The organism is Micromonospora sp. Utrum1 (assembly GCF_057197805.1).
The window spans coordinates 1,654,396-1,667,026 of the sequence record NZ_CM170071.1 but is presented as its reverse complement, the minus strand read 5'-3'; the positions used below and the strand labels follow the sequence as shown (position 1 = coordinate 1,667,026).

Sequence of the window (12,631 nt, the reverse complement as noted above, 5' to 3'; positions counted from 1 at the left end):
GTGCGCCACCCGACCAGTGGTCGGGGACGTCACTCGGCGGTCAGACCTCGAGGACCTGACGGCCGTTGTAGGTGCCGCACACGGAGCAGGCGGCGTGCGGCAGCTTGGCCGACTTGCACTGCGGGCAGGACACGGTCGCGACCGCCGTGGCCTTCCAGTTCGCCCGGCGGGCGCGGGTGTTGCTGCGCGACATCTTGCGCTTGGGGACGGCCACGGTTCTTACTCCTCTTTACGGGTCAGTTGCGACAGGCCCGCCCAACGCGGGTCGATCTGCTGATGGCTGTGGTCGGCCGGCAGATCGTCCCAGTGCACCCCGCAGTCGGGGCACAAGCCTGGGCAGTCCTCCCGGCAGAGCGGGTTGGTCGGCAGTGCGAGCACCACCGCGTCCCGCAGCGCCGGCTCCAGGTCGATCAGATCGCCCTGCATCCGGCCCACCTCGTCCTCGTCGGTCGTGTCGTCCGTGGTGCTGTTCTCGTACGCGTACAGCTCCTGGATCGTCACGGCCACCGAGTCGTCGATCTCGCGCAGGCAGCGACCGCACTCGCCCTTGACGGGACCGGTGACGGTCCCGGAGACGAGCACGCCCTCGGACACCGACTCCAACCTCAGGTCGAGGTCGAGGTCCGCACCCTCCGGCACGGTGATCAACTCCACGCCGAGGTCCGCCGGTGCCGGCACCACGCGCTTGACCGTACGCAACGCGCCAGGCCGACGCGGCAGGTCCCTCGTGTCGAGGACCAGCGGCGACCTGGGGTCGAGTTGGCTTGGCGAGTGTTTGGGCATAGTCAGACTCCGGCCGGTGAGTGGCCGACAAAAAAGGTTACCTGGACGACCGGCGGACCGTCGAACCGGGGGCGTCGCCGCCCCGGCCCGTCGGCTGCCGGCTGTCGGCTGCCGGCCCCCGCGTGCCGCTCAGAAGGGTAGCGGGCGATCCGCCTCGTCCCCAGCGAAGGTGCCGATCTCACGCAGCGCGTGCATCTTGTCCCGGCCGCGCTCTATCGAGGCGAGCGCCCGCGTCAGGAACTGCTCGAAGTTGGCCAGGGCGGTGTCGACGTAGTCGTCGACCTCCTCGCGCAGGCGCTGGGCCTCGGCCCGGGCCTCGGCGATGATCCGGGCCCCCTCGTGCTCGGCGGAGACGGTGATCTCGTTGACCGAGACCAGGCGGGCGTGTTCCGCCTCACCCTCGCTGATGATCCGGTCGGCCTCGCGCTTGCCGGCCTCCATGATCTTGTCCCGCTCCTCCAGCAGCGCGGCGGCCCGGCGCAGGTCGGCGGGAAGCTCCACGCGCAGCTCGTCGAGGGCGGCGATCATCTCACCCCGGTCGACCATGCAGTTGTTGCGCGACATCGGAACGGAGCGCGCCTGCTCCACCATGGCGATCAGTTCGTCGATGCGATCGAGCGGGTCCACCGGTACCTCACTCCTGTCGTTCGTCGGCCGACCTTCATGATGCGGCCTGCACCCGGGTTCGGCGCTGCACACATCATGTAACGCGTCGGCCAACGCCGCGCCACCCGCCCCCGCCCGGCGCGTCGCCCACCGGGCCCGGCCCGCCGGTCAGGGGCGCAGCCGCGCCACGAGCTCCTCGCGGACCACGTCGGGGACGTGCGCGGAGATGTCCCCGCCCCACTTGGCCACGTCCTTGACCAGGCTGGAGGAGAGGAAGGAGTAGAGCGGGTTGGTCGGCATGAAGAGCGTCTCGACGCCGGCCAGGCCGATGTTCATCTGGGCCATCTGGAGCTCGTAGTCGAAGTCGCTGACCGCGCGCAGGCCCTTGATCAGCACGCTCGCGTGCTGGGCGCGGCAGAAGTCGACCAGCAGGCCGCGGAACGACTCGACCCGCACGTTGTCGTACGAGGCGGTCACCTCGCGGAGCATGTCGATCCGCTCCTCGACCGTGAAGAGCCCCTGCTTCGACTGGTTGACCAGCACACCGACGATCACCTCGTCGAAGAGCCGGCTCGCCCGGCCGATGATGTCGAGGTGTCCGTTGGTGACCGGGTCGAACGAGCCCGGACAGACCGCACGTCTCATGATCGGCGACCGTACCAAAGGGTGGTCTCGCCGTAGCGGCGGCTGCGCTCGGCAGTGATGCCTTCCACCCACTCCACCGGGCCGGTCCGGCTGGACCGCTCGACGACCACCAGGGCGCCCGGGGTCAGCCAGCCGCCGCCGACCAGCGCGGCCAGCATCGCGCTGATCTCCTCGCCGGGTACGGCGTAGGGCGGGTCGGCGAAGACCACGTCGTACGGCCCGCCCTCCGGACCGGCGGCGAGCACGGTGGCCACCTTGCCGGTGACCAGGCGGGCGGCCGGGGCGGCGCCGAGCACGGCGATGTTCTCCCGGATGACCCGGGCCGCCCGGGCGTCCGACTCGACGAGCAGCACGTGCGAGGCACCCCGGGACAGCGCCTCCAACCCGACCGCGCCGGAACCGGCGTAGAGATCGGCGACGCGGGCCCCGTCGAGATCCAGCTCGGCCTGCACCGCGCTGAACAGCGCCTCCCGGACCCGGTCCGAGGTCGGCCGGGTGCCGGCGCCGGGCGGCGCGGCGATCCGCCGGCCGCCGAGCGTCCCCGCCACGATCCGGGTCACCCTCTGCTCCCGCACATGCCCCTGACGCTACGCGACCATCGGACGGGGCCGGGGGGACCACCCGGCGCGACGGGCGCTCACCTGCCGTATATCAATGATCTCAAATTCATCACAGACCCTTTACGAGCCGTCGATTGCCGTAACGCCCGCGGTGTCGATTTCGCTAGGGTCTGCCCGGTTGTCGGCTCGCCTCGCCGGCACCGGCGTCGGGACGGCGCCGCCCCCGCAACCCTGGGCGCCCCCGGCCGACGCGACCACCCCGAACCCCTCAAATCCGGGAGTACCCGTGATCCGTACCAGGCTGTCGCCACGGCGACCGCTCGCCGTGCTGGGCGCCGCCCTGCTCGGCCTCGCCGGGGCCGTGGCGGTCTCCGCACCCGCCAGCGCCCACCACACCACCGTCCACGCCACCTCCGCCTGCGACCAGCTCACCGGCGAGCGGGTCCTGACCTGGACGGTGGAGAACAGCGAGCGGGAAAAGGCCGCCACGCTCCAGCAGGTCACCCCGAACCCGAAGACCGACGTGACCGTCGCCGTCGAGGGCGCGTCCGCCATCCCGCTGGAGGGCGCGGTCGTCCCCGACGGCGGCTCGGTCCAGGCGGTCCAGCGGGTGCCCGGCGACACCCGGTCGGCCTCGCTGACCATCTACGCGCTGTGGAAGCAGAACGGCAAGGACCACACCGACACCGGCACCGTCGACCTGACCCGGGACGCGCCCTGCGCCCCCGCGCCAAAGTGCGTGGACCTCGACAAGGCGACCTACAGCCACACCTTCGACGGCCCGAAGGGCACCGCCACGGTCAAGCTCGACGGTGACCTGCCGCTCTGCGGCGCGGGCAGGCAGTGGTTCACCCTCGTCTCGTACTTCGCCCCGCGGCCGCGGTTCGCCACCCCGCAGTACGTGTACGGCACCCCGGCCAGCGACTGGATCGGCGGCACGAAGACCTCGATCGACCTCAAGGTCGACCTGCCCGACTGCAACACCCAGGTGGACCTCATCTGGGGTGGCACCAGCCAGGTCATCGACCCGCTGACCGAGGACGGCAAGCGCTACGGCAACCTCAAGCTCGGCGGCCCCGGCGCACCCGGCAACCGGTCGCACGGTCCGCAGGGCTGGTACAACGGCGGCAACCGCGGCTGCACCAACCCCGCCTCGCTCTTCACGTCCAACTGCGAAGGCACGGTCACCGTGGCGCTGAGCAACGACGGCAGCCTGAGCCGCTACCCGGTCGAGTTCGAGGTGCGCGGCGCGAACGGCTGGTCGAAGAAGGTGACCGTCGAGCCGGGCAAGGCGAACACCGACACCGTCGTCCCGGCCGCGAACGCCGGCACCGTCGAGGTGCTGGTCGACGGCAAGGTGCTGGACAAGGGCAGCTACTCCTGGCAGCGCCCGGAGGACTGCGCGCTGCCCACGGTGGCCACCGACGCCGACTGCGACAGCTTCGTCCTCACGGTGGCCAACCCGAAGGGTGGCCTGCCGGTGAAGGCCGAGCTGACCTACGGCGGGCGCACCGAGACCCGGACGGTCGCGCCGGGCGGGACCGAGAAGGTGACCTTCAAGGCCGGCAGGGACGAGCAGGCCACCGTGGCCCTGCCCGACCTGGACCTGGAGATGCAGGCGGTCTACGCCCCCGAGGGGAACTGCGGCGGCAGCGGTGGCGGGGAGCCGGGCCTGCCGGTGACCGGCGCGGCGGCCGGCGTCATGGCGGCCGTGGCCGGTGCCCTGGTGGCGGCCGGCGCGGTGCTCTTCGTCGTGACCCGACGGCGGCGGATCCGCTTCACCGCCTGACGTACGCCCGACCCGAGGGCGCGCCGACCATCCGGCCGGCGCGCCCTCGGCTCATTCCACCGCCGCCTGCAGCAACGCGCGGTCGATCTCCGCCTGGTTGGTCAGCACCACCAGACGCCGGTCGGAGTCGGGGAACCAGGCCGCCAACGCCTTGTAGCCGCCGTTGTCCCCGGAGTGATGCACCGCCCGCTCCCCGGCCAGCGGGCCGACGAACCAGCCGTAGCCGTACGACTCGCCCGGGCGGCCGGTGGGCGCGTGCGGGGCGGTCATCGCGGCCGCCGCGGCGTGCCCGAGCAGCCGGCCCCGGCGTGGCACGTCCAGCCAGGTGAGCAGATCCGCCCCGGTGCACCAGACGTCCCCGGCGCCCATGCTCACCGTGTCCAGGTCCCAGGACGGCACCGGCCGGCCGCCCTCGTGCCCCGTCGCCACGTCGTCCCGCCCGGCGGCGGCACCGGCGAAGCTGCCCGTCATGCCCAGCGGCGCGAAGACCTCCTCGGCGAGGAACGCGGCGTACGGCCGGCCGGACGCGCGCTCGACGGCCCGGGCCAGCAGGACGTAGCCGGGACTGCTGTAGTGCCAGCCGGTCCCGGGGGCGAACAAAGGCGGCAGGCCGGCGAAGACGGCCAGCAACTTGTCCGGCTCGGCCGGCGCGGCCAGGTCGATCATCGGGTAGTCCTCCCAATGACCCAGACCGGAGGTGTGGGTGAGCAGGTGGTGCGGGGTGATCCCGGACCAGGCCGCCGGCGGGTCCGGCAGCCAGCGACCGATCGGATCATCCAGGCGCAGCGCGCCCCGCTCGGCGAGGAGCAGCACGGCGGCGGCCGCCATTTGCTTGCTGATCGAGGCGATCTGGAACCGGGTCGATGGCGTGCAGGGCGATCCGGCATCGGCCCGGCCGGCGACGCGCTCCACCTGGAGGTCGTCGCCACGGGCCACCAGGAGCACGCCACGGTCGAGGGAGAGAGTGGACATCGCCCGAGCCTAGGCCCGGCCCGCCACCCGGTGGGGACGGCCGGATCAGCCCTTCTCCAGGTATTCGGCCCGTTCCTCGTCGACCAGGGCGGCCACCGAGGCGGCCAGCGCCGGGTGCCCGGCCAGCTCCGGATCCTCCTCGACCAGGGTGATGGCCTCGGCCCGGGCGTCCCGGATCAGGTCGGTGTCGCGCAGCAGCGACAGCAGCCGCAGGTGGGACCGGCGGCCGGACTGGGTGGCGCCCAGCACGTCGCCCTCCCGGCGCTGCTCCAGATCCAGCTCGGCGAGCTTGAACCCGTCCGTGGTGGAGGCGACCGCATCCAGCCGTTCCCGGGCCGGGGACCCCTCCATCGCCTCGGTGACCAGCAGGCAGAGGCCGGCGGCCGAGCCCCGGCCCACCCGGCCGCGCAGCTGGTGCAGCTGGGAGACGCCGAACCGGTCGGCGTCCAGCACGATCATCACGGTGGCGTTGGGCACGTTCACGCCCACCTCGACCACCGTGGTCGCCACCAGCACGTCCAGGTCACCGGCGGCGTAGGAGCGCATCACCGCGTCCTTCTCGTCGGCCGGCAGCCGCCCGTGCAGCACCCCGATCCGCAGCCCGTGCAGCGGCCCCTCGGCGAGCAGCGGGGCCACCTCGGTCACCGCCAGCGGGGGCCGGCGGCCGCTGTCGTCCTCCCGCGGCGCCTCCTCGTCCGAGGCCGGGCCCTCCCCGATCCGCGGGCAGACCACGTACGCCTGGTGTCCCTTGGCGACCTCCTCGCGCAGCCGGCGCCAGGCCCGGTCGAGGAAGGCCGGCTTCTCGGCGGCCGGCACCACGTGCGAGGCGATCGGCGAGCGGCCCTGCGGCAGCTGGGACAGGGTGGAGATCTCCAGGTCGCCGTAGACGGTCATGGCGACCGTGCGCGGGATCGGGGTGGCGGTCATGACGAGCACGTGCGGCGGCTGGTCGGCCTTGGCCCGCAGCGCGTCCCGCTGCTCGACGCCGAACCGGTGCTGCTCGTCGACCACCACCAGCCCCAGGTCGTGGAAGTCGACCCCCTCGTAGAGCAGGGCGTGGGTGCCGAGCACGATGCCGGCGCGCCCCTCGGCCACCTCGGTGAGCGCCCGCCGCCGGGCGGCCGCGCCGAGCGAGCCGGTGATCAGCTCGACCCGGGTGGCGTCGTCGGCGGCGCCCAGCTCGCCGGCCTGCGCGAGGGGCCCGAGCAGGTCGAGCATGCCCCGGTGGTGCTGGGCGGCGAGCACCTCGGTCGGGGCGAGCAGCGCGGCCTGCCCGCCCGCGTCGACCACCTGGAGCATGGCCCGCAACGCCACCACGGTGTTGTGCGTGACGACGAAGCCGTCAGTCACATACAGCTGACTGGAGTGTGCGATGGATATGCACTGCATTTGCTTCCTGCCAGCATATTCGACCGACCGGATCGCGCGCACCGGCTCGGCGTACTTGGTTCTCGTTCGAACGAGAGCCGCCTTGCGCTGGAGCCGAAACGGCGGAAACTCGTTCGGAAGTCGAATGCTCGCCTGGAAATATTGCCGCCCGACCTTCGTCACGGAGTGGATACGGCAGGTTCCACCCAATGACTGGACAAGCCATCGGACGCCTGATGCAAGCCGCTCGGAGGCAGTCAGGAAGGAAACGTTCGATCCTGACCTCCGGTCTATGGTCCCGTCCGTATCCAGGAGGCCCTGTAGAAGGAGATGTCGTACGGCGACAGGAGCGACAAGGTAGGCACGCGGGATGAACTTGTCATGGGCACCGTGCCCCATGAGGCCGAGGGACGTGAGAAGCTCAATCACCGGGTTCTTGCCACGTCGGCATCCCACGATGAACCAGTCATACTTCCGGCTGTAGTCAGGCTTCGCAAGGTGGCAGCCGCCGGGCAGGCGAGCAATCGTCTCGCAAACGATCTCCGCGTCGGAGGTGGTGACCATCACCCGGCCATTTCGCAGACAGCCATCGCCGATGAGCACGCCGAGAAGGTATGGGTCGAGCGGACGATCGAGGAAGCAGTCGAGTTCGGGCGGTGCGATCATCGGCAGGTACCATTTGGAAGACCCGCTTGCCACCTTCAGATCGGCCGCGATCTCGCCGGTCGTGAGAGCCTTCAGTGGATTTCCGCGGTCTCTTCGGACGGTAGTGTTGACCGCCCACAGATGATCGAGATCACATTCCACCGATGATCCGTCGGACAAATTCAGTCGGTAGACATCGCGTTCTCCTTGCGGGTAGACACCAACGATCGTTGTCGTTTCACCGTCAGCCGCGATCACTTCGTCGCCGACCGCCAACTCGCCCATGAGACGGAAGCCGGTAGGCGTCAGAACTTGAGCGTCGAGCGGTTGCGCCTTGCCGGAGCCCACCTCGCCCTGGAGCAGCCGGTGCATCGGGTGCGCGGTCGCCAGGTCGGCCGCGATCTCCCGGCCGACGACCTGCTGGCCGGAGGTCAGCTCGTAGGGCAGCCGGGCGTCGAACGCGTCCAACAGCCCGCCCGGCTTCGCCGGCCGGGCCTTCGCCGGCCAGGCCGCCGCCCGGTGCTTGCGCTGCACCAGGGTGAGCTGCACGGCGAACGCCTCGTCCCACTTGAGCCGGCGGCGCGCCCGGTACAGCTCCTCCTTGCTGGAGGGCCGATGGATCTCGCGCAGCGCGGCGCCGATGCCGACCAGGTTGCGGCTGGCCCGCACGGTCGCCGGCAGCGGGTCGTCCGGCGGGGTGAAGGTGTCCAGCACCACCCGTACGCAGCGGGCGATCACCCAGGTCGGCACGGCCGCCGCGGCCGGGTAGACCGGGATGAGCGCCCCGGCGAACTCCTCGATCTCCTCGTTGGCGGCCGCCTCGCCGTCGCCGCGCTCGCCGAGCAGCACGTACTCGGGGCCGTTGAGCTGCCGCTTGCCCCGGAACTCGGTGACCTTGCCGGCGAACAGCCCCCAGCGACCGGGGCGCAGCTCCCGCTCCCGCCACGCCTGGTTGCCGAAGAAGGTGAGGGTGAGCACCCCGCCGGAGCCGTCGCCGACGGTGACCTCCAGCAGGTTGCCCCGGCGTTGCCGCATCGGCCGGACCGCGGTGCGCTGCACCTGGGCCAGCACGGTGACCTGCTCCCCCACGTCCAGCGAGCGGATGTCGGTGTGCTCGCCGCGCTCGTCGTAGCGGCGGGGGAAGTGGTAGATCAGGTCGCCGGCGGTGTGCAGGTCGAGGTGGCTCGCCAGGGCCTTGGCGGTGCGCTCCCCGACCAGCTTCTTCAGCGGCGTGTCCACCGTCGCCGGTTCGCTCGTCATTCGACCCCCACCAGGAGCGGATAGTGCGGCTGCCCACCCTCGTAAGCCTGCACCTCGACGAACGGCCAGGACCGCTCGACGTGCTCGCGTACCCGGTCGGCCAGCCCGGCCGGGGCGTCCGCCCCGCAGAGCAGGGTGACCAGCTCGCCGCCACCGCCGAGCATCCGGTCGACCACGGCGGTGCAGGTGGCCAGGAGATCGGCGCCGATGAGGTGAACCTCCCCCTCGACCAGCGCCAGCACGTCGCCCGGCCGGCACGGCCCGGCCACGGTGAGCGCCTCCTTGCTCGCGTGGCAGACCTCGGCGTAGCGGCAGGCGCCGGCGGCCTCGGCCATGGCGATGACGTCGTCCTCGAAGCGGCGCTTCGGGTCGCGCACGGCGAGGGCGGCGAGGGCCTGCACCGGGGACCGGGTGGGCACCACGCTGACCTTCACCCCGAGCCGGTGCGCCTCCCGGGCGGCCGCGCTCGCCACCGACTGGGTGTTGGGGTCGTTGGGCAGCACCACCACCCGGGCGGCGCCGGTGGCCCGGATGGCGTCGAGCAGCTCGCCGGTGGACGGGTTGGCCGGCACCACGGTGGCGCCCTCGGCGCCGAACAGGTCGGCGATGCCGGCGCCGGTGGCCACCACCACGGCGGCCCGGCCGTCGGGCAGCGGCGCCGGCAGCGGCGCGGCCGGGGCCACCTGGTCGGCGAACCGGGTCACCGTGATCCGGTGCGGCCGGCCGGCCACCACTCCGGCCTCGACGGCAGCCCCGACGTCGTTGACGTGCACGTGCACGTTCCACGTGCCGACACCCGGGCCGCCGTCACCCACGACGACGAGGGAGTCGCCGAGGGCGTCCAGCTCGGCGCGGAGCCGGGCCACCGCCTCGTCGGTGGCGTCGAGCAGGTACTGCACCTCGTAGGCGTACGCCGACGAGCCGGTCTCGCGGGCGGCGGTGGCGGGCGGGCGGACCGCGGGCGGCGCGGGTGCCGGCTGTCGGGGGCTCTCCCCGGTGAGCACCTCGACCAGCGCGTCGAGCAGCAGGCAGAGGCCGCGCCCGCCGGCGTCGACCACGCCGGCCCGGGCCAGCGCGGGCAACTGCTCGGGGGTACGCGCCAGCGCGCGGGTCGCCCCGCCGGCCGCTTCCCGGGCGACCGCGCGCAGGTCGTCGGTGTCCGCCTGCTCGGCGGCGCGGGCGGCGGCGGCCACCACGCTGAGCAGCGTGCCCTCGACCGGGTGGGCGACCGCGGCGTAGGCGGCGGTGGTCGCGTCGGCCAGCGCGGCGGCCAACTGCCGGCCACGGACCGCCGGGGCGGCGGCGAGCGCGTCGGCGAAGCCGCGCAGGATCTGCGAGAGGATCACCCCGGAGTTGCCCCGCGCCCCGAGCAGCGCTCCCCGGGCCATCAGCCGCAGGGCGTGCCCGTGCGGGGTGTGCCCGTCCTCGGGGAGGGTCTCCAGGTCCATGGCGAGGGCCTGCTGGGCCGAGGTGAGGGTGAGCACCAGGTTGGTCCCGGTGTCGCCGTCGGGGACCGGGTAGACGTTGAGCTGGTCGATCTCGCCCTGGTGCCGCTGGAGGGCGGCCAGCCCGCTCGCGCACCAGCGGCGCACCGCGGCGGCGTCGAGGGTGTCCAGCACGTCGGGAAGCCTACTGGCGCACGCCGACACACGCCGGGGCCGGCCGCCCCCGCCGGGCGTGTCCGACCAGCCGCCCGGGGACCGGCCGCCGGTCCGCCGGCCGACCGCCCAGGTACGCTGGACGGGTCCCGACCAGGCCGGTTGGGCGTACCGTCCGCCATCGGGTAACCTGGCCAGGTTGCCCGGGCAGCGCCTGGCGGCGACCTCATGAACGTTTCAATCCCAGGAGTATCCCGTGGCTAGCGTGTGCGACGTCTGTGGCAAGGGGCCGGGCTTCGGCCACAACGTGTCCCACTCGCACCGGCGGACCAACCGCCGCTGGAACCCGAACATCCAGTCGGTGCGTACCCCGGCCGGTGGTGGCACCACCAAGAAGTTGCAGGTCTGCACCTCGTGCATCAAGGCCGGCAAGGTCACCCGCGCCTGACGCGGTAGCACCACCTCTTCATACTCGTCGGATGCCGGCGGACCCCTGGGGTCCGCCGGTTTCTGTCGTATCCGCGCGCTGACGGGTCGCCGACCGTCCGGCGGCCGATCGGCCCGGCCCGGTTAGGGTGCTGCTGCGCCGGCCGTCCGTTCCGGCGCGGCCGTGGGGAGGAACGACCGGTGAAGCTCGATCTGGGGCGGGAGCAGCTGGTGGTGATCGGCGGGTCGTTCGGCTCGCTGCGCTGGTTCGACCAGGAGCTGCCGCCCGGCAGCGTGGTGCTGGTCGAGGAGCCGGACGTGATCCGCCGCCGCGGCCTGGAGCGGTTCGTCGCCGGGCTGCCGATGGTCGCCCGGCTGGTGCCGGCCGAGTACCAGACCGGCCTGGACGTCGACGCCCTGCTCGCCCGGGAGCCCGGTCTTGCCGCCGCCCGGCTGGTCCTGCCGGGCCTGGAGTACGCCGTTGGCGCCGCCGCCCGGCTGGCCGACCGGCTGGGTCTGCCCGGCGGCGGGGTGGCCGCCGCCGACGTCTTCTCCGACAAGCACCGGATGCGGCTGCTCGCCGACGCCACCGGCCTGGCCAACCCGGCGTACGAGCTGGTCGACGACCCGGCGCGGGCGGCGGAGTTCGCCCGGGCGCACGGCGGCCGGTGCGTGCTCAAGCCCACCCGCCGCTCCGGCAGCCTGGGCGTGCAGGTGGTCACCGACCCGGCGGAGATCGCCGCGCGCTGGGCGGTCAGCGCCGCCCCGCCCGAGCCGGCCGAGGCCACCGAACGCGGCCTGCCCAGCGGGGTGCTGGTCGAGGAGCTGCTGGTCGGCTCGGAGCACAGCGTCGAGCTGCTGGTCGCCGAGGGCGAGACGATCTTCGCCAACGTCACGGACAAGCGGATCGCGGCCGGCCGGTACCCGGTGGAGACCGGACACACCGTGCCGTCCGCGATGCCGGGGGTGGAGCAGGGGGCGCTGCGGGACGCGGCGGTGCGGCTCGCCGGGGCGGCCGGCTTCCGCAGCGGCATGCTGCACAGCGAGTGGATCCTGGTCGACGGCGTGCCGACGCTGGTCGAGTGCGCCGCCCGGATGCCCGGCGACATGATCACCGCGCTGGTCTCGATCGCCTACGAGGTCGACGTCGTCGAGGCGTACCTGCGGGTGCTGCGCGGCGAGCGGCCGGCGCTGCCGGCCCGGGCGACCGGCGCGGCTGCCGTCGAGTTCCTGGTCGCTCCGCCCGGGCGGGTCACCGCGGTGGACGGGCGGCGGGCCGCGCTGCGCGTGCCGGGCGTGCTCGACGTGCAGGTCGAGGCGAAGGTCGGGGACCACGTGCCGGAGCTGCTCTCCTCGGCGCACCGCAGCGGGCACCTGCTGGCCTGGGGCGCCACCCCCACCGAGGCGGAGAGCACCGCGCGCAAGGCCGCCGGGGAGATCCGGATCACCGTCGGCTGACGGCGGAGGTCAGAGGGTGCGGCCGAAGGAGAGGCAGCCCGGGGCGTCCTGGTAGAAGCCGAAGTTCGGGATCCGCTCGTAGCCGGCCGAGGTGTACATGGCGAGCGCCTCGGGCTGCTTGTCGCCGCACTCCAGGATGATCCGCTTGCGGCCCTGGTCCCGGGCCGACCGCTCGACCGCCGCGAGCACCGCCCGGGCCACGCCCCGGCCCCGGGCGGCCGGCGCCGTGTACATCCGTTTCAGCTCGGCCGTCGCGCCGTCGTCGCCGTGGCTGCGCCAGCCGCCGCAGCCCACCGGCTGCCCGTCGAGGTAGGCGACCAGGAAGGTGCCCGCCGGCGGCTCGAACTCGGCCGCGTCGACCGGCGTCTCGTCGCCGCTGCCGCCGTACCGCCGGCCGAGGTCGGCCAGGGCCGCCCGGATCAACGCCTGCGACTCGGGCGCGTCGAAGCGCTGCGCCCGGATCTCGATCTCGCTCACGCCATGCAGGGTACGACCGGGAGGGGGCCCGCCCCGGGCCCGAT

General features: G+C 73.1%; 11 protein-coding genes and 3 pseudogenes. 3 read left to right on the top strand and 11 right to left on the bottom strand.

What is annotated here, in order from left to right; all coding sequences use genetic code 11:
* Positions 1-40 precede the first annotated feature (40 nt).
* The 5 genes from rpmF to rsmD all read right to left on the bottom strand — a co-directional run bounded on the left by rpmF (position 41) and on the right by rsmD (position 2,594).
* Complete coding sequence (gene rpmF, locus AC0OLQ_RS08220; RefSeq protein WP_357337991.1) at positions 41-214, bottom strand: 50S ribosomal protein L32; 174 nt, start codon at positions 212-214, stop codon at positions 41-43.
* A 5-nt stretch (positions 215-219) separates the two neighbouring features.
* Positions 220-783: a YceD family protein gene (locus AC0OLQ_RS08215; protein WP_357337987.1), complete on the bottom strand. Its 564-nt coding sequence runs from the start codon at positions 781-783 to the stop codon at positions 220-222.
* Between the two features lie 129 nt (positions 784-912).
* Positions 913-1,410 carry an SPFH domain-containing protein gene (locus AC0OLQ_RS08210; protein WP_091312510.1) on the bottom strand — a complete coding sequence of 166 codons (498 nt, stop codon included), beginning with the start codon at positions 1,408-1,410 and terminating at the stop codon, positions 913-915.
* Positions 1,411-1,557: 147 nt separating this feature from the next.
* Positions 1,558-2,034 carry a pantetheine-phosphate adenylyltransferase gene (coaD, locus tag AC0OLQ_RS08205; RefSeq protein ID WP_357337983.1) on the bottom strand — a complete coding sequence of 159 codons (477 nt, stop codon included), beginning with the start codon at positions 2,032-2,034 and terminating at the stop codon, positions 1,558-1,560.
* Positions 2,031-2,594 (bottom strand): 16S rRNA (guanine(966)-N(2))-methyltransferase RsmD, encoded by a 564-nt coding sequence (rsmD, locus tag AC0OLQ_RS08200; RefSeq protein WP_484530842.1) that lies wholly within the window; start codon positions 2,592-2,594, stop codon positions 2,031-2,033. The genes coaD and rsmD overlap by 4 nt, the downstream gene beginning before the upstream one ends.
* A 286-nt stretch (positions 2,595-2,880) precedes the next feature.
* Here rsmD and AC0OLQ_RS08195 point away from each other — a divergent pair, with 286 nt between their 5' ends.
* Entirely contained in the window at positions 2,881-4,383 is a 1,503-nt protein-coding gene (locus tag AC0OLQ_RS08195; protein WP_484530841.1) for an LPXTG cell wall anchor domain-containing protein, read from the top strand.
* A gap of 51 nt (positions 4,384-4,434) precedes the next feature.
* On the opposite strand, the gene AC0OLQ_RS08190 is transcribed toward AC0OLQ_RS08195, so the two are convergent.
* The 5 genes and pseudogenes from AC0OLQ_RS08190 to AC0OLQ_RS08170 form a co-directional block, all read right to left on the bottom strand.
* Positions 4,435-5,355, bottom strand: a complete 921-nt coding sequence (locus AC0OLQ_RS08190; protein WP_484530840.1) for a serine hydrolase domain-containing protein — start codon at positions 5,353-5,355, stop codon at positions 4,435-4,437.
* A gap of 45 nt (positions 5,356-5,400) precedes the next feature.
* Positions 5,401-6,681: pseudogene (locus AC0OLQ_RS08185) on the bottom strand (ATP-dependent DNA helicase RecG); the annotation flags it as partial.
* Positions 6,682-6,915: 234 nt separating this feature from the next.
* A pseudogene (locus AC0OLQ_RS08180) lies at positions 6,916-7,122 on the bottom strand (LAGLIDADG family homing endonuclease); the annotation flags it as partial.
* Positions 7,123-7,701: 579 nt separating this feature from the next.
* Positions 7,702-8,628: pseudogene (locus AC0OLQ_RS08175) on the bottom strand (ATP-dependent DNA helicase RecG); the annotation flags it as partial.
* Complete coding sequence (locus AC0OLQ_RS08170) at positions 8,625-10,247, bottom strand: DAK2 domain-containing protein (protein ID WP_484530839.1); 1,623 nt, start codon at positions 10,245-10,247, stop codon at positions 8,625-8,627. The pseudogene AC0OLQ_RS08175 and the gene AC0OLQ_RS08170, both read right to left, overlap by 4 nt.
* Before the next feature lie 235 nt (positions 10,248-10,482).
* Between AC0OLQ_RS08170 and rpmB the strand changes: the two genes are divergently transcribed.
* Positions 10,483-10,674 carry a 50S ribosomal protein L28 gene (rpmB, locus tag AC0OLQ_RS08165; RefSeq protein ID WP_013284551.1) on the top strand — a complete coding sequence of 64 codons (192 nt, stop codon included), beginning with the start codon at positions 10,483-10,485 and terminating at the stop codon, positions 10,672-10,674.
* Positions 10,675-10,853: 179 nt separating this feature from the next.
* On the top strand, positions 10,854-12,110 hold the full coding sequence (locus tag AC0OLQ_RS08160; RefSeq protein WP_484530838.1) for an ATP-grasp domain-containing protein: 1,257 nt from the start codon (positions 10,854-10,856) through the stop codon (positions 12,108-12,110).
* Positions 12,111-12,119: 9 nt separating this feature from the next.
* Here AC0OLQ_RS08160 and AC0OLQ_RS08155 read toward each other — a convergent pair whose 3' ends face one another.
* Complete coding sequence (locus AC0OLQ_RS08155) at positions 12,120-12,587, bottom strand: GNAT family N-acetyltransferase (protein WP_357337960.1); 468 nt, start codon at positions 12,585-12,587, stop codon at positions 12,120-12,122.
* Positions 12,588-12,631: the final 44 nt, after the last annotated feature.

Bases quoted from the DNA above. Each gene is read 5' to 3' on its own strand.
- AC0OLQ_RS08190 (WP_484530840.1), bottom strand. From the start codon at position 5,355: ATGTCCACTCTCTCCCTCGACCGTGGCGTGCTCCTGGTGGCCCGTGGC.
- coaD (WP_357337983.1), bottom strand. From the start codon at position 2,034: ATGAGACGTGCGGTCTGTCCGGGCTCGTTCGACCCGGTCACCAACGGA.
- AC0OLQ_RS08215 (WP_357337987.1), bottom strand. From the start codon at position 783: ATGCCCAAACACTCGCCAAGCCAACTCGACCCCAGGTCGCCGCTGGTC.